The organism is Priestia megaterium NBRC 15308 = ATCC 14581 (genome assembly GCF_000832985.1).
GTDB lineage: Bacteria > Bacillota > Bacilli > Bacillales > Bacillaceae_H > Priestia > Priestia megaterium.
The window spans coordinates 4,697,642-4,722,749 of record NZ_CP009920.1 but is presented as its reverse complement, the minus strand read 5'-3'; the positions used below and the strand labels follow the sequence as shown (position 1 = coordinate 4,722,749).

The window sequence follows — 25,108 nt, the reverse complement described above, 5'->3', positions numbered from 1 at the left end:
CATTATTTGGCGAAAGAATCCTAGAAAAAGAGAAACCTATTTTAAAAGAAAAAAAGACAAGTACATCCATTCTCTAAATTTCTATTAGTGTTGGTTTTTCTTATTTGCTGTAAAATGAACATATATAATATAAGTGGGAATATTCAAATAAAGGAGTAGAGAGTATGGAAAAACAAGAGTACGAATGGGTAAAGCAAACACGTCAAATCTTATTAGCACAATGTAAGGAGTTAAATGATGATGATTTTACAAAAGAACTAGGATTTGGTTCTCAGAGTGTAAGAGATTCTTTGATTCATATTGCAGGTTGCTACCATGCTTGGCTTGGCGCTTTTGTTCTTTTACAAGCAAAATCGCCTCTTTTAACAAAAGAAGTAATCAATACTATGCAGATAAGTGATATTCAACTTTACTTTGACCAAGCAGATGCATATGTAGATGCTTTATTCGAACAATTTAGTGATAACTTCGATGACATTATTGAGAGAGAACTTGTTTGGAGACCAGAGGTTGGTAGTATAAGAAAGACACCTCGACAATTACTCATGCATACAATTACACATGAGTTCCACCATAAGGGGCAAATTGTAGCCATGTTACGTTTATTGGGTCATATACCTAAACATACAGATATAATTGCTCTACCTGATAAGGAATATGGATCAGTTGCTTCAGGTAGAGAATAAAGGAGCTAGTTAAAGGTTTCTTCTTCAAAATTAACAAGCTTTATCCACTATCTACATGTAACTTAATAAAATTAAATGCAAAAAAGTAGAGGTTACAGTATCCTCTGCTTTTTCTTATGCAATATGGGCTAATACTAGTGGTGAAAAGCTGCAAAATGTATTCACCAAATTTTCCGCATGGAATAATGGAGCAAACTCTTCAAAAAAAACGGAAAGAAACGAAAGAAATAGAACGCTAAAAAATGAAAAAAATTGTAAAAGAACGAGGGAACTGAAAAGCTCTCTTTTTTCATATGGTGAAGTGAGGAGGGATTAGGTGGGAGAACGAAAACACGTCAATGAGGGGGAAATCATGAAAGTGCGAGATGTTGATTTGTTGTCGTATCTGGAAGGCAAAACCTTTGTAAAAGAAGGAAAGTATTTGGCTTACTCATCAAAGGAAATATGTACGCTTGGAACAGCCGGAATGAAACAGGACATGGAGCGATTAGTTTCGCTCGAATGTATTATAGGATGTCGTTTCCACAAGCCGTATTAGATATCACCAAAGGCGATTATAAAGAGCTTTCTCAGTCGCATGAGCAACTGTCGGTTTCACCATCAAAAGAGCCTTTTCGCTATCCAAAAGAGTTAGAAGTAAAGGGTCAAAGCAAAGTAAAAGACTATCTCATAAAAGAACGTAAAATAGATCCTCGATTAGTTGACTGGCTCCTTCAAAAAGATTTAATTGCCCAGGACAAACGAAACAATGTGGTGTTTAAATGGCGTGAACAAGAAGGCAAAGGAAAAGTCATTGGGGTAGATCGACAAGGAACAGCTTCGATAAAAAATAAACGAGGTTCTTATTAAAAAGTATTAACGAACGATAACCCACATACAGGCTTTTCAGTTGATGTTGGTCGCCCAAATAAGATTCATTTCTTTGAAAGCCCAATCGATCTTCTTTCTTATTGGAGTATACAAGAGAATAGTTTGCAGAATACACGCCTTATTAGTATGAATGGCTTAAAACCTAAAACTGTTGCTCAATCTTATATCAAGGCTCGAAAAGAAGGAAGTGCAAATGGTACGTGTGGTGATACATATGGTGTTCATGGTAATAACAATGAAAGCAGCATTGGCAAATACGTGAGTCAAGGTTGGGTGAGAATGCATAATGCAGATATTGAAAAGCTTTATGATAAAGTTCAAGTAGGCACACCGGTTGCCATTACGTATTCTTATAAAAGCTTGGTGGATCTTACAAATGTATATGGATATAAATTTAAAGGTTACAAGCTAAAAAACAATTAATGTAATAACTTTCAAAAGTCGGAAAACTTTAAATTTGTTGGATCTTTTTGTTCTTTTCTTTAACAAGGCCTTAAATACTTGGAAGTTCTATAAAATAAAAGCCTATTAGCCCATAAACGTATACTTTATTTAACAATTCTTAAGCACCAATACACACATTTTGTGTTAGTTTTTACTGAGAGAAAGAGTAACTTTAGAATCGCTCTTTTTTTGCTAAATGGTATAATATACAAATTAAAAAGAAACACTATAGATATAGTTTTTGTATAGGATAAAACTTATCGGAGAACCACCTTACTTCTGTAGCGTGGTTTTTTCGTGGTTGCTCCCTTTTTTATTACACGCTGCTACAATCTCTAAAAAAGATAGAATGAATCTATGAAAGACCGCCTTACTTGTGTAGGACGGTTTTTTTATGTTATCTTTCAGGATGATAGCCTAGGTTTGCATTTACTTTTCCAGTTAGACCATCATTATTAGCAGGAATCTTTTTACTATTTGATTTCGGTACATCTAATGGTTGGATATTTCCACCATTAGTATCATAACTACTACTATGATTATTATTTTCATGTGTTGGACCGCGTTCTGGCATAAAAATCACCTCCCAGTTGTATTATTTGAATATGTTTTGAAGAAAATAAGAGGGATTATGAGGAAATAATATAGGCAAAAAAAGAGCAACCACAATTATTTAGGTTGCTTTTAGTAGAGCTCATAAATATCTGATTTATGAAATAAGCTATTTTTATCATACTTTTCTCATATAGGAAATTTTTTTGTAGGGGTTAACGCTACTGCCAGTAGGGTTCTCTTCTTTAATGTGTACTGAAAGAGGTATTATGTTAACTACCAATGTATACGATATACAGCCTAAAAACAGAAAAAACTACCAGATTTAATTGTTCAATTAGTTTTTTTAAGGTAGTTTCTTCTGCTCTATTGCAGCATTACCCCGCACTCTTTTGTTTTACTATAGATAACACAAAAGAAAGGATTAATAGCCCTGCAAAGAAGGAGAAGGAAAAATTAAGATTTGAAGACATCTCTAATAAACGACTGGATATGGAAGGACCAAAAGACATCCCTAAAAAATTGAAGAGATTGTATACCCCTAGCCCCATCGACATTTTCTCCTTCTCTATTGTATGAGGAATTTCAATATTAACAATTACAGTTAGAGCACTAAAACTTATATAGATAAATAATACTCCTAGTGTGATCATAACCATAGAATGAAGACCAAGAAAGACTAGAATGCCAAAACCTATTAATTGTACACCAATAGATATAACCATTAATTTCTTATTACTTATAAAATGAACAGTTTTCCTCACAAGTAGACTAATCAAAAAGCCTACTATTGAGATACTACATAAGATGAAACCAATTAGGATAACTGATACATGAAATGTTCGAATGGCTTGTAAAGGAAAAAGAAACAAAATAGCTACCATGGCTGCATTATTAATAAAACTAATTAAGATTAATTTGTTAAAAGAATAAGATTGGAATACGGAAAAATCAATAAATAACAAGACTCCTTGTTTTTTACTATGCAAGTTTAATAAGAGGATAGAAAGGACGCTTAGAATAAGCAAATATCCATTTAATTTTACTCCTAAGATAAAAGAAATAACAAAGAGAAGTAAATAAAACAACCCGAAAAAATCAAAGGGTTTAGTTACTTTCTCGTTACCAGCATATCCAGAGGGGACAAAGTAGTATAGGCCAAAAACTGTGAGTAAAGTCAGGCTCATAAATAAGAATAAGGATGGCCATCCCCAGATATGAGTTAATATTCCTCCCATCAAAAAACCAAATCCAGAACCTAGAGACAAACAACCTCCTATTAACGTAAGAGTGACATTTCGTTTAGCTAAAGGAAGATATTGATTTGCTGTGATCATGGATAAAGCAATAAAAGAACTGCCCCCCATAGCTTGAATAACACGTCCTATCAGAACTCCAATATATCCATTAGATAAGTAGCCTATTACTGAACCTAAAGCGAATAAAAGAACACCAATCATTAATAATTTTTTTATCTGAATGTAGGAAGCTAATTTGCTATATGTGATTGAGCCAAAAGTAATAACCAATGTATAAGAAATAACAATCCAACTGATTGCAGAACTCGTGACACTCAAATCTTTTATCATATCCTCAAGAGCCATATTAAATAAAATAGCATTAATGACACCAGATAGAACAATGAAACATAACGTTACAATGAGATAATTCATCCTGCTTTTCATAAATAACTCCTCTTTAATCAAATAGTCATAAAACTTTAAAACTAATTAGTAAAAAAAAAGCTACTTTATAATGTAGCCAAAAATCCAGGAAGGTATTGTTTAAACATTTCAGTGTTCAAAGAAACGTATTTAGTTACACCTTCTCGTTTAATTGTTACCAGCTGTGCATCAGATAAAATTTTCAAATGATAAGAACCATTTGATTTACTAATCCCTAAACTCCTTCCAATATCTGTACATCGCGGGCAATTTTCTTCTTGAGATAAGATACGAATAATATTTATTCTCTTTTCATCTGCTAATGCATTGAATATTTTAACTCTTTGAAGGTCATTTGTTTGTTCTAAAGTCATAAAACTATTATATAATAATCACCCAAATTGTCAACTATTAGAGATGGCTACTTTGATTTATTTTTTAGTACCTAGAATGGTAATTATGTTAACTAAAAATGAATAACATATAAAGTTTAAAAACAGAAAAAACAACTGGATCCGTTCAATTGTTTTTTCTGTTTCATGAATGATAATCAATGTTTGGTCGACGTTGCAGAACGTCTTGAGTAGTTTGCTAAATAGTGAAGGGAATGCTTCAGACGGAAAAGGATCGGGTCAAGGCACATCTTTACAAGATGAAATACAAGCTTTTGGTCAAAGTGGAAGCACAAATGGAGGCAGCTCTTCTGTAGGAAAGGCAAGTGCTCCTCTTCATGAGGAAATCCAAACTTCCGGTTATGGTGGGAGTACAAGTGAAAGTAGCTCTTCTGTAAAGTGTAAGTTACCCTACATCACATGGGCATATTTGGGCTATTGATGACCGTTAGACCAAGTACGAACCCTAAAAAACGGATGTATGAGGCGTTATTGCTTACATTGTTACGAAAGAAGAGTACGTATTGTGCAATTGATAGGGAACAAGAATAAAAAGGTACTTATTAAAAATAAGAAAAAACCATCCCTGGTAGATAGGATGGTTCTGAATGGAAAGTCCAAGTTAAAATTCTCAGCCTTCACGTTTATTATTGCCATTTTATGTAAAAGATAAACATGAATGGAGGATAATATATGGTAGAAATGAATAAAGTATCGCGTCTTACAAGCGCTGAAATCTCAAACCTGTGGAATACTTATATGAATGATAGTTTAAATATCTGTATGGTAACTCATTTTTTACAAACTGTAGAGGATCTAGATGTCAAACCTCTTTTAGAAGAAACAATTAACGTAGCTCGAGGACATCTAGTAGAAATAGAAACGATCTTTCAACAAGAGGAAATTCCTAAACCCGTTGGGTTTCCAATAGAAAAACATGTTAAATTGAATGCGCCTCGTCTTTTTACAGATGTTTTTTATATGGCCTACCTTCTACACATGAGTAAATTTGGGATGACTGCACATGCTGGTGGCATCACATTAGCCTGTCGGAAAGATATCCATGATTTATTCCATAACTATGTGGAAGAGGCTATTAGGCTTAATGGTGCCACACGAGAAGTCATGAAGGAAAAGGGTGTCTTTATTCGGCCACCTTACATGGATTATCCAAAGGAAGTAGAGTTTGTGACAGAACAGAAATTTCTGACCGGATGGTTTGGGCACAAACGATCTCTACTTGCACTGGAAACCTCTCATTTATATATGACATCACTTAATAATGAACTAGGGAAAGATGTCCTTTTAGGTTTCTCTCAAGTAGCGAAGGATAGTGAAATAAAAAAACATTTTATACGGGGCACAAAAATCACTTCAGATATTCTCTATAATACTCATAAAACGTTACATGAAAGTGATATTCCTGCCTCTATGACTTGGGATACGTGTGTTACGAGCTCCACTATCGCTCCTTATTCAGAGCAGATTATGCTTTGTTTTGTGAATGCATTGTGTGCCCTTGGAGTTGCAACATATGGGAGTGCGATGTCTTTAAGTATACGGCATGATTTAGCAGCTCTTTATAGTAAATTTATTATGAAGTCAGGAGTCTATGCTGAGGATGGGGCAAATATGTTAATTGAGCGTTCTTGGATGGAGAAACCTCCTCAATTTATTGATCGTGATAAATTAATACGTGATAATACAGAAAGTTAAAGGAAACATGGTTTATTAGTTATTGTATTTTTGAAGAAACAAATATTTTCACTAAACAAATAGTATAAAAACCTATAGTCAGAACGTGTTTTCATTGAAACACGTTCTTTCTTTTTGTCTATTGCTACAAGTTACTACTAACAATTTAATCAAATTCTATTCAAAAGTTAAAAGGGGGCTACGTACTATCGTGATATTCAATGAAAAAGTATTAAAAAATGAGCAAGTAAAGTCAGTAAAGCTCTTTGAAAAAGAGAAACAGAGAAGTAAATCCCTTCTCTTTGATGAAAAGGAAAAAAAGAAAGAGAAACTACCGGAGGTAAAGAAAAGTGTAGCCGATATCATTCCTACTATCGATTTAACAGTTACTTACATTGGTAAGGAAAAAGAGCATATATTGTGCTATTGACCGAGATGAATAATAAGAGGTTATTCATATTATAGATAGAAAAATAAAGGCATCAGTGTTTGGAAAGGAGATCACATGTTAAGAAAAAAACTTATTTCTGAATTAGCTAATAAAGTATTGAGCTTAAAAACAAGACACCCCATACGAGTAGGAGTTAGTGGAATTACATCCTCAGGAAAGACAACACTTGCTAATGAACTCACTGAGGAACTTCAAAATAGGGGAAAGAATGTGATTAGAACAAGTATAGATCATTTTCATAACTCGAGATCTATTCGTTACCGTCAGGGAAAAGAGTCAGCTCTTGGCTATTACCAAGATGCCCATGATTATGAATCATTTAAGCATAAGCTTTTAATTCCTTTAGGACCTAAGGGTAACGGTCATTATCAAGCAGCTTCTTTAGATTTAGCGACAGATCAATATGTTAAACCCACTATTCAACTAGCAACTGAGGATATGATTTTAATTGTAGATGGAACTTTTCTATTTAAAAAGCAATTATGCAACCTATATGATTTTAAAATATTCGTTAGTACTGACTTTGAATTAGCTAGGAAAAGAGGGGCCAAACGAGAAGAGCAAACTTTTGGAAGCTATGAAAAAGCCGAGAAAATGTTTATTAAAAGGTATCATGCAGCGTCAAAAATCTATTTAGATGAACATCAACCACAATTAAGCGCAGATGTAGTGATTAATAATAATGATTTAAATGATCCATATTTTATTTAAATCCTTACTTTATTTAATTAAGAGCATGTTTTCGTTTATATTTTTCGAAAAGTGCTCTTTCTTTTTGATTATTTGTAAGTGGTACTAATATTTTGAGTAGAGATTATTTAAAAGTTACAAGGAGGGTATGATAGATGGCATTATTTGACGAAAGAATCCTAGAAAAAGAGAAACCTATTTTAAAGAAAAAAAAGACAAATAAATCCCTTCTCTTTGATGAAAAGGAAATGGATAAATGGATCGCTCAAACAAAGAAAAAGAATCCTTTTTCTCTGTTACAACCTCCAAAGGCTGAAAGGAAAAAAAGAAAGAGAAACTACCGGAGGTAAAGAAAATATAGAATAAAATGGTATTTTGTTTACAGGTGAAGCTATTGCTGAAAAGAATGGTATTTCTATTATTGCTCCTAAAGAAGAACTAGGTTCCGCAAAGGGAGTTTCTTATACTCTAACAAGAAGTTGCGTTAAATCCCCGTAATTCTGAACGTCAAAATGTAAAGACTTTGATACATGAGTTGGCACACGTGAAACTTCACACCAAAGACACACATCTAAACAAACTTGAACATCAGATCGATTCAAATATTGCTAAAAAGGAAAAGGGGATCATCAATGGTCAAGTTCAAGAACAACCTCTTACTTTTCAAGAACGTTTTGAAGTGGATAATCAAATGTACCCTCAAAAACGTACAGGCATCGTCAAGAAGAGAAAAGAAGAACAGGAAATCGAAAGGTAAAGTATAGCAAGAATATTTGACGACACATCAGATAAATATTGTGTAAACAAAGAATAGTAAAAAGACGATGGTCAATCACCGTCTCAATAGAACTAGTTTTTATTTTCAGAGAACTTATTTTTAAAATAAAGGTAATCAACTTTGTGTTTAGTGGCCATCAACTGTGATGCAAGTACTGCTGTATAAATTGTTGTTAATAGTATCGAAAGAATTCCAATACCAACTAACGGGTTATTTTTATTACCCAAGTTTTCCCCCTCCTTGTTCATAATTCGTAGATAAGGATATTTTCTGTAAAGAGATCAATTTTATACTGGAAAAAATGAAGTGATTTTAACCTGACAAAATTAAATTTAACAAGCAGATCCTGTTAATACCTCTGCTTTTTCTTTTATAAATAATCCTTTCTTTCATATTTAAAATCAAATTAATTGGAGGAATAAACGATTAAAAAAATTACATCTCTTTCAATTGAAGAATTTAACAAGCTTATTTCCGATAAACGAGAACTCAAAAAGCTCATGAAACACCCACAAAATGAAAAGATCGAAGCAGGTTGGGCCAATATTAGTGGTGAACTGCTGCAAGACATACCTTCTGGTGCTGTTTACTTAACACATCGTTCATTAACTAGGTTTTTATTTATAAATGATTGTGACAATACCTGAGCAGCGTTTCCAAGTTCTTCTCATGCTCATATGAGTGAAGTATCTATTTGGATAACTTAACAGGATGGAAAAATGAAGATCTGTTCGGTACATTAACTGGTTGGGAAGCATCCGGTAATCCATTCGCGACTAAACAATTAGATTTGTTTATCTTTGAAGAAGCAGAACCAGTTGGATTTCCACCTATAAAATAAGAGGAAGACACAAGATTACTTTTTCTAGTAAGAGCGCAGGTTAACCTTCTTGTTTCTTTTCTATAATGTTAATAATTGCAATTACTAAACGACTAAATAAAGCTCTTACATTAAGGCTAATAAGGCTATAATACCATTTCCATCCTTTTTGCCACTTAATTAGTTTCGTATATTTTTCTGCCCATAACTCAACTAAAAATAGCGAACTGATGGTAAGTACAATCTTATATACAATTTTAAAAGGATTATCATTTTTTGTTAAATGATAAAGCCATAAAGAAACAGTTGGTAAACATAAGAAATCAAATAAAACATTCGATTTAAACTCTTTAGGTATATAGCGTACAGGATATTCAAGTATTTGACGGTTAACCAGAAACCTGTCAACGATAGCATTTGTATATCCATTCATAAACAAGACCAACAGTGAATCTTTAATAGGAGTTTTCTTTAAAACAAAGGGTAAGCTACCTAAAAATATGATGGTTATACACTTTAGAAATTGTATTTCTAATTTTTTACTTTTCATATATTTTCATCTCCTTGCTTAGTCGTAAAATTAGTATTAGCTGGTCTATGATTTACGATGCAACAGTTTTCCTTTTTAATGTAAATGTAAAAAAATAAACCATGACAAAATTTTCTTGAATAATTACATTTGTTTTGTATCAAAAACTGAATAGGAGAGTGGTCCATCGAAGAAAAAGCTAGTACTTATCATTTACGGCTCAGGTGTTTAAGGAGAATGGCATCATATTGACGCATGTAAATAGTAAAATACTCTTGTAATAAGTACTTTACTATTTACATCTGTTGTAAAAAATAATGAGTATACTAAGAAACGTGCTGGTGAGTAAATAGCTTTTCGAAAGGAAACCCTTACACCAGTATAATGACAGACTATAGCACAATATAAAATCATATTAAAAGGAGCGAATATAAATGAAATTACAATTAGCATTAGATCTTGTCAATATTCAGGGAGCTATTGAATTAGTGAAAGAGGTAGAAGAGCATATTGATGTTGTAGAAATTGGTACACCTGTGGTGATCAATGAAGGTCTTAAAGCAGTGAAAGAAGTAAAGGCTGCATTTCCTAACTTAACCGTATTAGCAGACTTGAAAATTATGGATGCAGCTGGATATGAAGTAAGCCAAGCATCTGCTGCAGGTGCTGACATCATTACGATTCTTGGCACTGCAGAAGACGAGTCAATTAAAGGCGCAGTAGAAGAAGCTAAAAAACAAGGCAAACAAATCCTTGCTGATATGATCGCCGTGAAGGATATTGCAGCCCGCGCACAAGAACTGGATGAACTTGGCGTTGATTATATCTGCGTTCACACAGGTTACGATCTTCAAGCAGTTGGAAAGAATTCTTTCGAAGACCTTTCAACCATCAAAAGCGTTGTTAAAAACGCGCAAACTGCTATTGCAGGTGGAATCAAATTAGAAACACTTCCTGAAGTAATTAAACAACACCCAGATCTGGTTATCGTAGGTGGGGGAATTACGAATAAAGAAAATAAAAAAGCTACAGCACGCGAAATGAAAAAATTAATTGAACAAGGTTAATTTAACAATGAAGATTACTCAATATGTAGCCGAGGTCGTTCAAGAATTAAGTCAAACAATCCACTTGATTGGTGATTCAGAAGCAGAGAAATTAATAAACCAGATTTTAGAATCCAAGAAAATCTTTGTGGCTGGTTCAGGCAGATCTGGATTGGGATTGATGCCTATGTAGTTGGGGAAACAGTAACAGCTAATTTAGAAAAAGACGATTTATTAATCATTGGTTCAGGATCAGGAGAAACCAAAACCTTAGTTGCCATTGCTGAAAAAGCTTAGGAGGTACAGTCGCAGCTATAACCATTTCTCCTGAATCAACCATTGGAGAGTGAGCTGATATTACTGTTAAATTACCAGGAGTCACGAAAGATCAATCTGAAGGTGATTACAGGACCATTCAACCAATGGGATCTCTATTTGAGCAAACAATGCTGTTATTTTATGATGCCTTAATCTTACGCTTTAGAGAGAAAAAAGCATAGATTCTAATAAAATGTATAGTAAACATGCTAATCTCGAATAGAAAATAGCTTAAAATATATAGAAAAGACCACACTTTTTAATTTGTGGTCTTTTCTGTATAATCTCCCTTTATTCTATACGTTCGTTTGCGGATGAGATATTTAAATCTATTACAAGGTGTTAAAGTAATTTAAAGGGTTTTGCTATTGAGCAACTGGATAACATAGAGTACAAAAATTTCTTTGACAGGCACTTTTTTATATTCTATACAAAAAATTTATGGAGATACATTAAAAGCTTGCCATAAGGCTCGTCCAGTTTTGACCTATTTTAGCTGAGTAATTTCTGCCAATATTTCATAGGAATGGAGGCGGGCCTTATGATCATAAACCTGGGCGATTGCCATGATTTCATCGGCTTGACTTTCATCCAGAAACTTTTCCAGCTTTTCTTTTACGATTTGAGGACTGCCGACAATCGAAGTTCCTAATTGATTCTCAAGGGCAGCTATTTCATAGTCGCTCGCTATATCGTTAATATTATCCACTGGCGGCTGCAATGGGACTTCCTTCCCGCGCATCAAATTTAAGAACTGCTGCTGCAATGTTGTAGCGAGCCGCTCAGCTTCTTGATCTGTGTCAGCCGCAATGATGTTTAGCCCTACCATTGCATGCGGCTTGTCCAGTACTTTAGAAGGCTTAAACGAACGGCGGTACAACTGGATAGCCGGCAGTGTGTTATGCGGCGAGAAATGGCTCGCAAATGCAAACGGCAGCCCAAGCTCTCCTGCCAGCTGAGCACTGTATCCGCTTGAACCTAACAGCCAAATAGGTATGTTTAATCCTTCACCCGGAATTGCTTTAACATGACTATTTCCTTGTGCCAGGGAAGGGTCAAAGTAATTCCGGAGCTCAGCCAGCTGCTCAGGGAAATCTTCTCCCAAACTTCTCAAGTCACGTCTTAATGCACGTGCGGTAAGCTGATCAGTGCCTGGTGCACGGCCCAAGCCAAGATCAATACGTCCTGGATATAATGATTCCAGAGTACCAAATTGCTCAGCAATAACAAGAGGTGCATGATTCGGTAGCATAATGCCGCCTGAACCTACCCGAATTTTTGATGTACCTGCTGCTACATGGGAAATGACTACCGATGTTGCAGAGCTGGCGATAAATGGCATATTATGATGCTCAGCGAGCCAATATCGGTTATACCCCAGCTTTTCAGCGAGCTGGGCCAGCTCCAAAGTATTGCGAAAAGAATCAGCCGGCGTACTTCCATCTGCAATTGGAGAGAGATCCAGGATTGAGAATGGAATATCCGTAATTTGTTTTGTATCATTTTCAGGCATATGCTCATCTTCTTTCTTTAAAATTTCCGTTTCAAACCTATAAAAGAATTTACAGGCTGTTTTCTTTGTTTTCTTTTACTGCTTCAATCTAAATTACATTAATTTAACTGATTTAATATCTGCAGAAAATACATCCTTTATTAGACTAGACACTGTTTAATTCACTGTAGCCTGGGCCAGAATTTCATAAGAGCGTAGCCGTGCCTTATGATCAAAAATCTCTGTATGAGCCATAATTTCATCAGCTTCAGTCTTTTCTATTAACTCATGGAGCTGATGCTTCACGTCAGCAGGGTCCCCGATGATGGAAGTGAAAAGCTGTTCTTCAACCGCCCTGCGTTCATTATCGTTCCAAAGCTCGTCCATATTATCAACAGGAGGCAAAATGGGCGAAGGCTGTCCGCGGGTTAACAAAAGAAATTTTTGATACATCGAAGTGGCAAGCCTTTGTGCCTCCTGTTTCTCATCAGCAGCCACCACTTGAACGGCTAACAGTACATAAGGCTCCTCCAAAAATTGAGACGGACGAAAAGAATCTCGATACAGTTTTATCGCCTCCATCATGTTACCTGGAGCAAAATGTCCCGCGAAAGAGAATGGTAACCCAAGTATTCCAGCTAATTGTGCACTATAAAACCCTGAACCTAACAGCCAAATTGGCACATTTGTTTTTTCGCCGGGAATGGCGTGAAAGCCAAATGAACCATTCTTAGTGGCTGTTCCTGTACCATAAAGATATGCGATAAGCTCCTCAAGCCGGGCATCAAATTCAGGTTCACCAGCAATCCGCTGCCGCAATACATTTGCTGTATATTGGTCGGTACCAGGTGCCCGCCCCAATCCAAGATCGATCCGGCCAGGGAAGAAGGTTTCTAATGTTCCAAAGTGCTCAGCCACGGAAAGAGGAGAATAATGGGAAAGTAGCATTGCGCCTGATCCAATATGCATTTTTTCCGTGACAGAGGCCACTCGTCCAATTACTATCGGGGATGCTGAACTTGCCATTCCTGCCCAATTATGATGTTCAGCAAGCCAAAACCGTTTATATCCCCACTGCTCTGTTTTCTTTGCTAGATCAAGCGTGTTTTGAAGAGAAAGTTTGGCTGATCCTCCCTCGACAATTGGGGAGGGATCTAGTACTGAAAGTTCGATTTTCTTTGTCATAATTCTTCTTCCTTTTATATAATTTAATTTTTTAAAGCTGGACTGTACCTTTATGGGTTGGAAAGTAGGGTAAAACAAATTCTCCAAGTTCCTGGATTACTTCCTCTGGAGGACGCTTGGAAAAATACAGAACAAACGCCAAATGGTTGACACCAATCGCTTGAAATTGATGAAGTAGATCAACTAAACGGTTTCTTCCCACGGAATAGCCTAAGGGTATGGGGACAGGCATTTCATCGGGATTTTCCAATAAATTGATGAACAAGCTTTGAGAGAAGGGTTTAAAATCTCCTGGAGCATGAACTTCAGTTAAAGCACGATAATCCTGGATAAGCTGCTCCTGTTGAATAATGCTTCTTGGGTATTGAAGCCATCCATCCCCGTTCCTAGCTATCCAATTGATAGACTGATTGCTAAATCCAGTCACCATGGTCGGAATCGAAGATACAGGCTTTGGGATTAACCTCATATCTGTACCATCGATCAGCCCGGCGTGGCTGTGGATTGTCGGCTGATCCTCTTTTAACAGCCGGTCGAGAATTTCGAAATTTTCTTTGAATAATGAACCGCTTTCTTGCTTAAACATCCCTAAAGCTGTAAAGTCTTTTTCCCTGTCCCCTGATGCCACTCCCATAATCAATCGACCTGGAAACAATTGATCAATTGATGCAGCTTCCTTGGCTACCCTGACAGGGTGGCGCAAAGGGAGAACTACACTTCCTGTCACTAACGCAATGTGTTTTGTATAGGCAGCAAGATACGTCAAATAAATCCATAAATCGTACTTTTGGCCGTTATCATCAATATTCAAATTCTGCATCGTAATATCACGGAGCCATAATGAAGCAAAGCCATATTCCTCAATTTTACGGGCAAGCTCCAGCTGATTCTCCATAATCGGATCTTTAGACATCCTGGCAGTCGGGAGGATAAATCCGAGTGTCATTTTGTCTTTCTGGTACATGCTGTTATAGGCACGATGATTTTGAAAACTCACTCTTGGTCCTCCTTAAAAGGTTATATTTTTAAGCCTATATATTTTTCAAGCTGTTTAATGGTTTCCTCATTGCGTCGATAATAAGTCCATTGTCCGATTCGTTTCATTTCCACCATCCCGCTTTGTAATAGGATAGACAAATACTGGGAGGTAGTAGACTGTGATAGTCCTACTTTGCTACGAATATCACTAACACAAACCCCGCCATCAAAGCCCTTTTCTTTGATGACATGGGCCTGCGGGGAAAAATTATTATCCGGTTCTTTCAACATTTGCAGAATATTTACTCTGATTTGATTTGACAGAGCCTTGAAAATTTCAACTGCCTGTTCGTCATTTATCATATTTGATTCCCGATTCAACGGTGTCCGCCCTTTCTAATCTTATTAAAATCTATTTTGCCTTGAATGCGTACAAACAAATCGAACAAAAGGATATTGATAATTCTCGATATATCTATATTATTTTCCTTTATACACAAAATCAAATTTTATGCTTTAGGCAAGGCTAGGAAACGGCTTTAAAGGAACTACACAAATTAGCCTAGAGAACTGGTGGCGGAGAGATGAAGATTATTTTGTCCATTTTTTAAATGGTTCGGGTTGTTAGCTTTGAAAAATCAAGACTTTAAAAGGAGAGGTGAAGAAACTTCTGATGAAGATGATGTTATAGATGACGATACAATATCTATGGATTCTGTTGCTTCATTTTGGGATCCTTGTAAACAACGTTTTGAAGCAGTCTTTATTGAGTCAAAGAGGGGAGCTAATAAACCCTTTCAGGATGATATTGTAAAATGGATTAACAAGTGTAGAAGTGCACAGGAATTTATAGAGGAAAATGATGAGATTCAACATAAATTATGTGCTGGAACAGGGCAGGAAGACATGCAATGTTCAAAAAGTATTCTTTTTTTGGATTGTGATGCCTGGAAAGATATTAGAATAGAAAGGCTAATTGACATATCATCACTGCAACATAAAACTGTGTGTCCTCCTCATATTCGAATAGTTGACCATACTAGGGCACTTTGGATGCAACATATCTTGGATCAACTGGGGTTAATAAGAAGTCAGCTTGGAGGAGTAGTTGAAAAGTATAGAATATATTATTGGAAAAGAAGTTTGCAAGAAAATGCATCCTTTGGCCACATATATTCTGAAACCAACCTATTTGAAGTGAGTTACTATGAAGAGGAAAACATATTATTTTATTATTTATCTTTTGAAAGGGTAACGGCTGAAGTCATCAGATATTATGCTGATCATTTAGCTGAGTTATTAGACATGGGAGCACATGGTTTCAACAGGGTTATGATTTATACGATTTTTAGTTGGATCAAATTGCAGTGGAGACAGAGAATATTTGTCGTTAATAAGTATAAATGGTAAAACACTTAATATTAACTCATTAAATTTATGTACCTTGAAGTTAATTTTATTCCTAGTGAAAGTAATCATTAAATATTTACGATTTTTAAGAAACAGCCTAAATTCTTTGTATTAAACACTTAGAATGTAGGCTGTTTTATATAAATAATGACTTAATGCTATAAATTTGCTTTTTCTAGACTAAATCAATATTAGGGTAGGTTCCTTAAGACCCTGCCTATAAAGAATAAGCACAGAACCCAACAGTTTTTTAATACCCATTCTGTTTACCTGTGACTACCACTATCACATAGGTGGTGTCCTACATAGATTCCACTTGCCGACGCCTGTGATAAAGAGTTTGTAATACCTGAACAATCTCCAACGAGATACAAACCAGATACATTTGTTTCAAAATGTGTAGTTGTTTCTATGATAGGAGAATAAAACTTCCCGTCCATCCCGTAGAGTAGTGTATCCTCATCAATTGTTTCGCCGATAAATGCTTCTAGGCACTGTAGAAATTCCTGCAAAATATGTATATATAGGGAAGGGACGTGTGCAGTGAGATCTCCACACTCTGCTTGCAGGGTAGGAAAAATACGATTGACCTCCATCTGTTTCACTGTTGTCGGCTGACCTGCCCGTAAATCTCCTAAACGTTGCACAATAATGCGCTCTCTGTTGTCATTAATGCTTCCAATCACTTTTTGTGCATGCGCATTGGCATCCACAAGAGTAGAGAAGTAACGGGAAGTGAATAAAGTGAAATTTAGATTAGAAGTGCCGTTCGCTTTCTCCCGAAAGTTTTGACCATCGGGCATAACAAATCCTTCTTGATGTTTACGCACAATTCTTCCTCGTGGATTCATACAATATGTGGTAGACACAAGATCTTCATGTGTATAAGAAAGTTTGGTCTCAAAGGTATCTTGCAAGATAGAACGAAGCTGCTGCTCTTTCATCTCCACTCGCACGCCTAAATCTAATCGGGTTGTCCCTTGTTTGACACCTAGCATAGAACATTGTCTTTGTAACCATTCTGTACCGGAACGACCTGTCGCAAGTACGATTTTATGAGAGTATACCATTCCCTGATTTGTAGTAATTATAAAAGAATGCGCCTCTTTTTTTATCTCTGTGATATCTACCTCAAATCGAATTTCAATCTTGCGAGACAGCATGTCATACATTCTCTGAAAAATTTGTGTTGAAAGAGAAGTGCCTAAGTGTCTCACTTCTGTTGTTAACATCTGTAATCCACATGATTGAGCTTTCTTTGCAAGATGGGCATCTACTGTAGAATACTTTGCAATTTCTTTACCTCCAAACAAGCAGAGAATGTCATCCACTTCTCCCATCGCTTGCATGGCATGTTCTTTCCCTATCTTTTGTGCCAACTCTCCGCCGAAGTTACTCGTATAATTAAATTTCCCTTCGGACTTTCCTAAGCCGGCAAAGCCAAAATATTTTTCACATAAGTCACAATGACATGGTTCACCGTGATCTGATGCACAATCTCTTTGTTCCAATGGTTTTCCTTTTTCGAGGATTAAAATCTTTTGATCGCTTTGTAACAAGGTGTAAGCCAAAAAGATACTGCTTACACCTGAGCCAACAATTGTGATATCATACATATTTTAATTCTCCTTACTTTCACTGTAACTATTCCTTACAAATATAACTGTCTTTGAACCTATCTTTTTGTAAGAAGCAAGGCACTATTATGACTTGCGCTTTTTAAAAATGACATGATACAGTACTGGCGATTTTCGAAGTTTGTATACGAGATATGAGGCTAAAAGAGCCTCTATAAGGTCACCAGGAATATAGATTAAGCTGATTTTAATGGCTTGTGCGAGTGGAATCCCCATGATGAAAACTTGTACGAGTATCCCAGTTTCTTACTTTCAAATAATCCCCCCTTTTTTGGTTGCCTTTACTAGTTTGCATGAAATATATAGTTTATGTCAACTTTATTAAAATTTAAATTGACATAAATCATATGTTATAAAACAAGTATCTCTAGTTACCATAATGTCTTCTCTAGGAACCAACCATAAAAAAAACCCTTTAGTTAATCTCAAAGTTGTTGTAAGGGCCTTTTAAATTTATAAAGATCAAGAAGGGGCAAAAAGCGGAGGATAGAAGATACTCATTTTATAATCCAAATTATTCTTTTTTAGTAAGTAACGAAGTCGTCATTCCACCTATAAAAATTGTCGAACATGAAAAAAGAAACGTTTTAGGTCCTAATAAAGGAAGACCTGCTGTTATGATAAAACCATCTATAATTAAAATGACGATTCCTATGTTCAAAGAAAAAGCTTTTGATAGTAGTTGGGCTAGTAAATCTGTTCCTCCAGTGCTTGTCTCGTATCGAAGCATAAGACCAATCCCCGTTCCAATACATACTCCTCCAAAGATCACACTAGGAAAAACAGAAAGTTGAAACTGGTCTTTAATAGGCTCTAGCCAATCAATCAATAAAGAAGAAATAATTAACCCATAAAAACTATTATAAAAATAAGTTCTTTCATAAACCCAAGCAAACCAACATAATGGGAAGCCCAAAATAATCATCGTTACACCTGTGGGAAATTCAAAATAATAGTGAAGGATAAGAGCAATTCCAATTGTCCCTCCATCCAACAAATAATGAGGAACTAAAAATCCATTAATTCCTATACTTAATAATAAGCTTCCGACAAGAACAACCGGTATTTTTCGAAAAATAATAATCACCTTTTTAGTCAAATTATCTCTTACTATATGTATAAGCTTTAGCTAGCTCTCATGAATGTTTTTTTATCGATAAATCTCTTAGAAAAAATTATTCTAAGAGATTTTTGGCTACCTTATATGTTTTCATTCTTTATTAGGTAATTGCTTAAATTGAATATTTTTTATCATTTGAGCAAACTACTCAAGACGTTCTGCAATGTCAGCTAACTATTGATTACCATTCATAAAACAGAAAAAGTCTACCTCTTTTGACTGGGAAGAGGTAGACTTTTTCTGTTTTTAAGCTGTATATGATATACAACCTTAGTTAACATAATCACTCTTTCCGGAACACACATCAAAAAAGAACCCTTGCGGCAGTAGGGGGACTGACCCCTAATAGTGAGACAAATAAAAAACACCTTTAAGTTAAAAAACGGGTATATACTACCTAACAATCACTTGGAGGTGTTTTTTCCATGGGTACAAGAGTTAGTTATCCAGCAGAGATAAAGATAAAAGCTATTGAGATGAGATTAGCTGGTATACCTGTCAAAGAAGTGCTTTCCCAATTAAATATTCGCAGTTACACCCAATTAAAAAGGTGGATGAGATGGTATAAAAATGGAGAAATGTATCGATTTTAATAGCCTGTAGGCAAGCAGTATTCATACGGAAAGGGACCTGGCTTTAAAGACGAAATGTCCAAATTGAAAGCAGAAAACCGGTATTTAACACAACAGATTGAGGTCTTAAAAAAGTACAAGGAATTGGAGAGGAAGTGCTCCCAGCAATCGTAGTGAACGTAAATGGGAAAATCATTGCATATTCGATTGGTGATCACCAAAATGTAGAATTTGTTTTAGATGCGTTAAGCCAACTTCCTTTTTTACCTAAAGGATGTACGTTGCATAGTGACCAAGGATCTGTGTACACATCGCATCTCTATCAACAAAAAATTAAAGAAAGAGGCATTACTATGAGTATGTCCCGTAAAGGGACACCCGCAGATAATGCCTCCATTGAATCGTTTCATTCCTCGCTAAAGTCTGAAACGTTCTACCTCGACGAGTTAACATATACGACGACCACCATCGTCGAAAACTAGATTACTTATTACAACAATGCCCGTATTCAAACGAAACTAAACAACCAGTCACCAGTACAATACCGGCAGCTGGCTGTTTAAAAGGTGCTTTGAGTCCTGTCTCACAAACAGGGTGCAGTCCCACGGTTCCGCCGAGGGTTCATTTTCCGGAGTATGCAACTTTTTACACATTGCTGATAGAATAGGCATTCTATTGATCAAATCAATGAAAACAATGTATAAGAAGTCCACCTTTTATGCATATGCTATCCCTTATAAAAATAGTATTTTTCGGAATTTAAGCTATGTTATATAGTGGAACAAAGTTCATATTAAGTTTCCTTTGTAAGCTAACTCACCTGACGACCTGAGGTAACTTTTTAAATTTGGTTCTTTAAATATTTTTTGCTCCATTCTCCCATACTATGCAGGATAGGAATGAAACTTTGTCCTAACGGTGTTAGCGAGTATTCTACTTTTGGAGGAACTTCTTTATATACTTCTCTGTGAACCATTTGATCTTCTTCCAGTTCTCTTAACTGACGTGTCAAAATCCCTTTTGAAATATCAGGTAGAAGTTTTTGAAGTTCATTAAACCTCCTAGTTTCTATGCTTAAATGCCATAGAAGAATGATCTTCCATTTCCCAGCAATAATTTCTTGTGTTTGTGTAACAGGACAAACTTCTTTATGCTGCTCTGGAGGTTCACCGATCCAATTTCTTGCCATAATAAATGCCTCTCTTTCTTAATGGTTCTATTTTTGTGACTATGTCATAAAAAAATGACTACTTTTAAAAAAACAGTTAAGACTATAATATTATATTATCCCGTATAAATAAAATCTCTTTCAATGGACCTTATTTTATACATTAGTTGTAACCGAATTGGTTATAACGGAAAAATATAAAAATGGAGGAATTATTCATGAAAATGTTAGTAACAGGTGCAACAGGGAGATTAGGAACAAAAGTGGTAGACACTTTATTGAAAACTGTACCAGCGAACCAACTAGCTGTCAGCGTCCGAAATCCTGAGAAAGCTGAAAGACTTCGAGTTCAGGGAGTAGACGTTCGTCAAGGTGATTTTGATCGTCCAGAAACATTGGATGCAGCTTTTAAAGGCATCGATCGGTTATTACTCATTTCTGCGGATGGAGATAATGAAACAAGAATTCGTCAACACACCAATGGAGTAGCTGCCGCAGAGCGTGCTGGAGTTAAATTTATTGCTTATACTAGCATAGTAAACGCACAGAAAAGTAAAAACTTCCTTGCTCCAACGCATCAGGCAACTGAAGAAGCTATCTTGAAAACAGGTATTTCCTACTCCTTCTTACGTAACAACTGGTACTTGGAGAATGAAATTTCAAGCATTCAAGGTGTACTAGCAGGAGCCCCATGGGTAACTTCTGCAGGAAATGGCAAAGTAGGTTGGGCACTTCAACAAGATTATGCAGAGGCTGCTGCTACAGTACTGTCTGGAAATGGTCATGAAAATACAATCTATGAACTTTCAGGTAAGCTATTGAGTCAAGACGAACTTGCTTCTGCTCTTAGCATTGTATTAAGGAAAGAAGTGTCTGTACAGCTGGTTGATGACGCTACTTATGCCGATATTATGAAAGGTGCCGGCGTACCTGATTTCCTTATTCCTATGCTTGTTGACATCCAGAAAGGGATTCGAGAAGGCACACTAGAAATCGAAAGCAACGATTTTGAAAAACTTCTTGGACGTCCAGCTACACCAATTAATGAGGGGTTAACTCAAATCTTTAAAGCCATCTCTTAAACAGCATAATCGAACTTAATTAAGAACCGACCTCTCAAAATGAAACAGAGGTCGGTTTTCAAATTCAAGATGGATTGTCAACATTAAATCAAACAACTTTTTTAAGGGAGCTATTGAAAAAGCTGAAGAGCTGGTGGAAGAAATCCATAAAGGAGATCATGTCATCATGACAGATGATGTATATGGCGGAACATTCCGGGTGATGAGCAAAGTGCTGAATCGATTTGGAATTGAATCTACCTTTGTAGATACAAGCAACCTGAAAAATATCCACAGTGAGATACGTGAAAATACCAAAGCTCTTTATTTAGAAACACCAACCAATCCGCTTTTAAAAATTACAGATATTGAGGCAGCTTCCAGTTTGGCAAAAGAAAATGGTCTGTTAACCATTGTTGATAATACTTTCTCCACACCTTACTGGCAAAATCCAATTGAACTTGGTGCAGATATTGTATTGCACAGTGCCACCAAATATATTGGAGGACATAGCGATGTGGTAGCAGGTCTTGTGGTTGTAAACACCGAGAAGCTTGCACAGGATCTCCACTTTGTGCAAAATTCTACAGGTGGTGTACTGGGACCTCAGGATTCATGGCTATTAATGAGGGGGATCAAAACCTTGGGTATCAGAATGGAAGAGACAGAGGAAAATACTGCAGCTATTGTAAACTTCCTGACTCAGCATTCTTCTGTCAAAAAGGTATTTTATCCTGGCCTTGAGAACCATCCAAACCATGAAATTGCCAAAAAACAGGCCAGAGGTTTTGGAGGAATGGTGTCATTTGACGTGGGCAGTGGGGAAAAAGCAGATCATCTATTAAGTAAAATTCATTACTTCACTTTAGCTGAGAGTCTTGGTGCGGTTGAAAGTTTAATATCCGTGCCGGCCCGCATGACACATGCATCCATTCCAGCGGAGCGAAGAGCAGAGCTCGGCATTACTGAAGGTTTGGTTCGCATTTCGGTAGGGCTAGAGGATGTAGAAGATTTAATTGAGGATCTTCGAAAGGCGCTTGAGTAAATAACCAATTATTTTAAAAGCAGTCCAAGACAAAAAAACTGTTTTTGCCATTTGTCATGGACCACAAGTGTTAATCGATACAGACCTTTTAAAGGGTGTCGACATCACTGGCTATAAATCCATTCGCAACGATTTGAAAAATGCTGGTGCAAATTATAAAGGCGAAGAAGTTGTCATTAACAAAAATATTGTAACAAGTCGAGAAGCAAAAGATATTCCAGCATTCAATCGTGAATCACTAAAACTTTTAGCTAAATAACAATGGTGATGTAAAAACTTAAATATTTTCAACTTGCGGATTCTTTAATCAGAATCCGCAAGTTGATCAAACAAACGTATGAATAAAGGAGGTATTTCGTTGTCATCATTAAAAGGAAAAAGAGTGGTTGTTTTAGGAGGTACATCTGGTATTGGTTTAGCCGCTGCTAAGGCGTTTCTCGATGAATCCGCCCAAGTCATTATTGCTAGCCGTTCTGCTTCAAAATTATCTGACGCAAAAGTGAAGATTGGTGGTAACGCAGAGGGCTATGAAATCGACTTTCGTAGCGAAGAAAAGGTTGCTGACTTTTTCAAGAAGGTTGGAAAATTTGATCACCTAGTGGTGACTGCAGGTGAAGGCGCAATGGGTCACTTTAGCGAACTGCCTGTTGCAACAGTAAGAGAGGCTTTTGATAGTAAGTTCTGGGGGCAGTATATTTCGGTTCGTGCTGCTCTTCCATACTTGAATAATGAAAGTTCTATTACATTAACTTCGGGTGTATATGGTGTGCGTCCTCCTCAAGGTGCAACGACTCTAGCTTCCATTAATTCAGCAATCGATGGATTAGTACGAGGACTTTCAGTAGACCTGGCACCTATCAGAGTAAACGTGGTATCACCTGGTATTGTTGACACTCCTCTTTATGGCGGAATGTCAGAAGATCAAAGACAAGTTATGTACCATGGGATTGCTAAGCAATTACCTGTCGGACGTGTTGCTCAACCTAAAGATATAGCTGAAACCTATGTTTATCTAGCGAAAAATGGGTTTACAACTGGCACATCCGTTCTTATCGATGGAGGAGCTCATCTGATCTAATCCATTGATATCAAAGTCGATTGATAAATTGGTTTAGAATAGAAGTGGTGAGGATAGCCTATGAGCGTCTGACACTCATAGGCTATCCTCTATCCTCACTTTCTTTGTTTTTTTGCACAGAAGGAAGCAGAAATGGTCATATCATGCAATAAAGAATTGAGTTGTTGGTTACGGGAATTCTAAATATATGCGTACTTTATACGTAGAGATGTTAACAGTCTACTTCTATGATAACCAAATACATAAAAGAAAGGGTCGAGCCTAATGGATGAAAAGAAAAGGGCGGGAATTAAAGATGCATTAGCTAAACACGTGGTAACCCTACCTGACGGCACTTCTTTACCTAGTTTAGGACAAGGAACATGGTACATGGGGGAAAATCCCCAAGTGAGAGACAAAGAAATAAAAGCCTTGCAGCTCGGCGTAGAATTGGGCATGACACTTATTGACACTGCTGAAATGTACGGAAATGGCGATTCTGAACGCTTAGTTGGCGAAGCCATTAAAGGACTCAGAGATGAAGTCTTTTTAGTCTCAAAAGTGTATCCCCATCATGCAGGTTTAGATATGATTTCAAAAGCATGTGAAAACAGCTTAAAACGACTCGGAACAGACCACTTGGACTTATATCTTCTTCACTGGAGAGGACGTGTTTCTTTAGAGGAAACAATTGAAGGAATGGAAAAACTACGTGAAGAAGGGAAAGTTTTAAGATGGGGCGTCTCTAATTTTGATACGGTTGATATGGAAGAGCTATGGAACACTACGAACGGGAAAAATTGTGTGACGAACCAAGTGCTATACCATTTAGGTTCAAGAGGAATCGACTTCGATCTCTTACCATGGCAGCGTGAACATAACATGCCAATCATGGCCTACAGTCCCCTTGCTCAAGGAGGCTCTTTAAGAAGACAGCTTTTAAACGATCCAACTATTCATGATATTGCCGACAAATACAATGTCCAACCATTACAAATCGCTCTTGCTTGGACCATCCGTTCGAATAACGTCATCGCTATTCCAAAAGCGGTTCAAGATGAACATGTTCTAGCAAATGCTGAAGCTGCAACAATTGAGTTTACTGAAGAAGATCTCATTAGAATTGATCAAGTATTTCCTAAACCTACTAGGAAAATGCCCTTGGATGTTATTTGAAAATCCACTTTAAAAAAGGACTCTTGTTGGAGTTGCTGACAATCTAATAGGAATTTCAAAAAAACTGTGTAGAATTTATTCCATACAGTTTTTTTATCGGGGAAATTTAATATCCTTATCGAATTATTCTCGCATCAAAACTCTATTTAGTTAGTTTTTGTTTAATGTTAATCGTTAAAAAGAGAAAAGGGACATACAAATATATGTCAGCTACACTGTAAGAAAGCGACTTCTTGTCGCACCATAATGTCTCTTAAAGGAATCAAGCAAAA

At 36.3% G+C, this 25,108-nt stretch carries 25 protein-coding genes and 7 pseudogenes; 20 read left to right on the top strand and 12 right to left on the bottom strand.

The features are described 5' to 3' along the window. The first annotated feature begins 164 nt into the window (after window positions 1-164). The 3 genes and pseudogenes from BG04_RS24190 to BG04_RS31870 all read left to right on the top strand — a co-directional run bounded on the left by BG04_RS24190 (window position 165) and on the right by BG04_RS31870 (window position 1,979). A complete protein-coding gene (locus BG04_RS24190) occupies window positions 165-686 on the top strand; it encodes a DinB family protein (RefSeq protein ID WP_034651787.1) in 522 nt (173 codons plus the stop codon). A 352-nt stretch (window positions 687-1,038) separates the two neighbouring features. Then, a pseudogene (locus BG04_RS30050) lies at window positions 1,039-1,742 on the top strand (DUF3991 domain-containing protein); the annotation flags it as partial. After that, window positions 1,722-1,979, top strand: a complete 258-nt coding sequence (locus tag BG04_RS31870; protein ID WP_230586611.1) for a L,D-transpeptidase — start codon at window positions 1,722-1,724, stop codon at window positions 1,977-1,979. The pseudogene BG04_RS30050 and the gene BG04_RS31870, both read left to right, overlap by 21 nt. 418 nt (window positions 1,980-2,397) lie before the next feature. Here the strand turns inward: BG04_RS31870 and BG04_RS30665 are convergent, their stop codons facing one another. From BG04_RS30665 to BG04_RS24170, 3 genes are all read right to left on the bottom strand, one after another. Beyond that, window positions 2,398-2,574, bottom strand: coding sequence for a hypothetical protein (locus tag BG04_RS30665; protein ID WP_155276299.1), 177 nt, complete (start codon window positions 2,572-2,574; stop codon window positions 2,398-2,400). Window positions 2,575-2,929: 355 nt separating this feature from the next. Beyond that, a complete protein-coding gene (locus BG04_RS24175; protein ID WP_034651790.1) occupies window positions 2,930-4,237 on the bottom strand; it encodes an MFS transporter in 1,308 nt (435 codons plus the stop codon). A 65-nt stretch (window positions 4,238-4,302) separates the two neighbouring features. Next, the gene (locus BG04_RS24170) at window positions 4,303-4,590 is read right to left on the bottom strand and encodes an ArsR/SmtB family transcription factor (protein WP_034651793.1); all 288 of its coding nucleotides are present in this window, start codon (window positions 4,588-4,590) and stop codon (window positions 4,303-4,305) included. 205 nt (window positions 4,591-4,795) lie between these two features. Between BG04_RS24170 and BG04_RS30755 the strand changes: the two genes are divergently transcribed. The 7 genes and pseudogenes from BG04_RS30755 to BG04_RS30045 all read left to right on the top strand — a co-directional run. Further along, on the top strand, window positions 4,796-5,050 hold the full coding sequence (locus BG04_RS30755; protein ID WP_041907485.1) for a hypothetical protein: 255 nt from the start codon (window positions 4,796-4,798) through the stop codon (window positions 5,048-5,050). Continuing rightward, window positions 5,050-5,160 (top strand): annotated as a pseudogene (locus BG04_RS31790) (DUF5592 family protein); the annotation flags it as partial. The gene BG04_RS30755 and the pseudogene BG04_RS31790, both read left to right, overlap by 1 nt. A 141-nt stretch (window positions 5,161-5,301) precedes the next feature. Next, the gene (locus tag BG04_RS24160) at window positions 5,302-6,324 is read left to right on the top strand and encodes a DUF3231 family protein (protein WP_016764256.1); all 1,023 of its coding nucleotides are present in this window, start codon (window positions 5,302-5,304) and stop codon (window positions 6,322-6,324) included. 190 nt (window positions 6,325-6,514) lie between these two features. Further along, complete coding sequence (locus BG04_RS24155; RefSeq protein ID WP_016764255.1) at window positions 6,515-6,733, top strand: hypothetical protein; 219 nt, start codon at window positions 6,515-6,517, stop codon at window positions 6,731-6,733. Window positions 6,734-6,808: 75 nt separating this feature from the next. Continuing rightward, window positions 6,809-7,465, top strand: coding sequence for a nucleoside/nucleotide kinase family protein (locus tag BG04_RS24150; RefSeq protein ID WP_034651799.1), 657 nt, complete (start codon window positions 6,809-6,811; stop codon window positions 7,463-7,465). A 134-nt stretch (window positions 7,466-7,599) separates the two neighbouring features. Beyond that, entirely contained in the window at window positions 7,600-7,794 is a 195-nt protein-coding gene (locus tag BG04_RS24145) for a hypothetical protein (RefSeq protein ID WP_034651802.1), read from the top strand. Between the two features lie 37 nt (window positions 7,795-7,831). Continuing rightward, window positions 7,832-8,021 (top strand): annotated as a pseudogene (locus BG04_RS30045) (ImmA/IrrE family metallo-endopeptidase); the annotation flags it as partial. A 272-nt stretch (window positions 8,022-8,293) separates the two neighbouring features. Here BG04_RS30045 and BG04_RS31135 read toward each other — a convergent pair. Then, window positions 8,294-8,449, bottom strand: coding sequence for a hypothetical protein (locus BG04_RS31135; protein WP_165574026.1), 156 nt, complete (start codon window positions 8,447-8,449; stop codon window positions 8,294-8,296). Window positions 8,450-8,916: 467 nt separating this feature from the next. On the opposite strand from BG04_RS31135, the gene BG04_RS30655 reads away from it, so the two are divergent. Next, the gene (locus tag BG04_RS30655) at window positions 8,917-9,063 is read left to right on the top strand and encodes a hypothetical protein (RefSeq protein WP_155276300.1); all 147 of its coding nucleotides are present in this window, start codon (window positions 8,917-8,919) and stop codon (window positions 9,061-9,063) included. 40 nt (window positions 9,064-9,103) lie between these two features. Here BG04_RS30655 and BG04_RS24135 read toward each other — a convergent pair whose 3' ends face one another. Next, a complete protein-coding gene (locus BG04_RS24135) occupies window positions 9,104-9,592 on the bottom strand; it encodes a CBO0543 family protein (RefSeq protein WP_034651807.1) in 489 nt (162 codons plus the stop codon). A 413-nt stretch (window positions 9,593-10,005) separates the two neighbouring features. Between BG04_RS24135 and hxlA the strand changes: the two genes are divergently transcribed. After that, window positions 10,006-10,638 carry a 3-hexulose-6-phosphate synthase gene (gene hxlA / locus BG04_RS24130; RefSeq protein ID WP_034651809.1) on the top strand — a complete coding sequence of 211 codons (633 nt, stop codon included), beginning with the start codon at window positions 10,006-10,008 and terminating at the stop codon, window positions 10,636-10,638. Between the two features lie 7 nt (window positions 10,639-10,645). After that, window positions 10,646-11,158, top strand: a pseudogene (gene hxlB, locus BG04_RS24125) (6-phospho-3-hexuloisomerase). A gap of 264 nt (window positions 11,159-11,422) precedes the next feature. On the opposite strand, the gene BG04_RS24120 reads toward hxlB, so the two are convergent. From BG04_RS24120 to BG04_RS24105, 4 genes are all read right to left on the bottom strand, one after another. Beyond that, window positions 11,423-12,448: an LLM class flavin-dependent oxidoreductase gene (locus BG04_RS24120; protein ID WP_034651811.1), complete on the bottom strand. Its 1,026-nt coding sequence runs from the start codon at window positions 12,446-12,448 to the stop codon at window positions 11,423-11,425. Between the two features lie 156 nt (window positions 12,449-12,604). After that, a complete protein-coding gene (locus tag BG04_RS24115) occupies window positions 12,605-13,612 on the bottom strand; it encodes an LLM class flavin-dependent oxidoreductase (protein WP_034651814.1) in 1,008 nt (335 codons plus the stop codon). Window positions 13,613-13,643: 31 nt separating this feature from the next. Next, window positions 13,644-14,609: a TIGR03571 family LLM class oxidoreductase gene (locus BG04_RS24110; RefSeq protein WP_034651815.1), complete on the bottom strand. Its 966-nt coding sequence runs from the start codon at window positions 14,607-14,609 to the stop codon at window positions 13,644-13,646. A 20-nt stretch (window positions 14,610-14,629) separates the two neighbouring features. Then, window positions 14,630-14,953, bottom strand: a complete 324-nt coding sequence (locus tag BG04_RS24105) for an ArsR/SmtB family transcription factor (RefSeq protein WP_034651818.1) — start codon at window positions 14,951-14,953, stop codon at window positions 14,630-14,632. A 267-nt stretch (window positions 14,954-15,220) separates the two neighbouring features. Here BG04_RS24105 and BG04_RS24100 point away from each other — a divergent pair, with 267 nt between their 5' ends. Beyond that, entirely contained in the window at window positions 15,221-16,000 is a 780-nt protein-coding gene (locus tag BG04_RS24100) for a hypothetical protein (RefSeq protein WP_034651821.1), read from the top strand. Window positions 16,001-16,266: 266 nt separating this feature from the next. On the opposite strand, the gene BG04_RS24095 is transcribed toward BG04_RS24100, so the two are convergent. Continuing rightward, a complete protein-coding gene (locus BG04_RS24095) occupies window positions 16,267-17,616 on the bottom strand; it encodes an NAD(P)/FAD-dependent oxidoreductase (RefSeq protein ID WP_034651823.1) in 1,350 nt (449 codons plus the stop codon). A 535-nt stretch (window positions 17,617-18,151) separates the two neighbouring features. Continuing rightward, on the bottom strand, window positions 18,152-18,736 hold the full coding sequence (locus BG04_RS24090) for a YitT family protein (RefSeq protein ID WP_080743222.1): 585 nt from the start codon (window positions 18,734-18,736) through the stop codon (window positions 18,152-18,154). Between the two features lie 446 nt (window positions 18,737-19,182). Here BG04_RS24090 and BG04_RS30040 point away from each other — a divergent pair. Beyond that, window positions 19,183-19,892: pseudogene (locus BG04_RS30040) on the top strand (DDE-type integrase/transposase/recombinase). Between the two features lie 278 nt (window positions 19,893-20,170). Here the strand turns inward: BG04_RS30040 and BG04_RS24075 are convergent. Beyond that, entirely contained in the window at window positions 20,171-20,518 is a 348-nt protein-coding gene (locus BG04_RS24075; RefSeq protein WP_016766175.1) for a winged helix-turn-helix transcriptional regulator, read from the bottom strand. 197 nt (window positions 20,519-20,715) lie between these two features. On the opposite strand from BG04_RS24075, the gene BG04_RS24070 reads away from it, so the two are divergent. From BG04_RS24070 to BG04_RS24050, 5 genes and pseudogenes are all read left to right on the top strand, one after another. Continuing rightward, complete coding sequence (locus BG04_RS24070) at window positions 20,716-21,579, top strand: SDR family oxidoreductase (RefSeq protein WP_034651825.1); 864 nt, start codon at window positions 20,716-20,718, stop codon at window positions 21,577-21,579. Between the two features lie 145 nt (window positions 21,580-21,724). Further along, window positions 21,725-22,603, top strand: a pseudogene (locus tag BG04_RS24065) (PLP-dependent transferase); the annotation flags it as partial. 22 nt (window positions 22,604-22,625) lie between these two features. Further along, window positions 22,626-22,862: pseudogene (locus tag BG04_RS24060) on the top strand (DJ-1/PfpI family protein); the annotation flags it as partial. A gap of 99 nt (window positions 22,863-22,961) precedes the next feature. Then, the gene (locus BG04_RS24055; protein WP_171777206.1) at window positions 22,962-23,681 is read left to right on the top strand and encodes an SDR family oxidoreductase; all 720 of its coding nucleotides are present in this window, start codon (window positions 22,962-22,964) and stop codon (window positions 23,679-23,681) included. A gap of 264 nt (window positions 23,682-23,945) precedes the next feature. Next, window positions 23,946-24,836 (top strand): aldo/keto reductase, encoded by an 891-nt coding sequence (locus tag BG04_RS24050; RefSeq protein WP_034651829.1) that lies wholly within the window; start codon window positions 23,946-23,948, stop codon window positions 24,834-24,836. Window positions 24,837-25,108 lie beyond the last annotated feature (272 nt).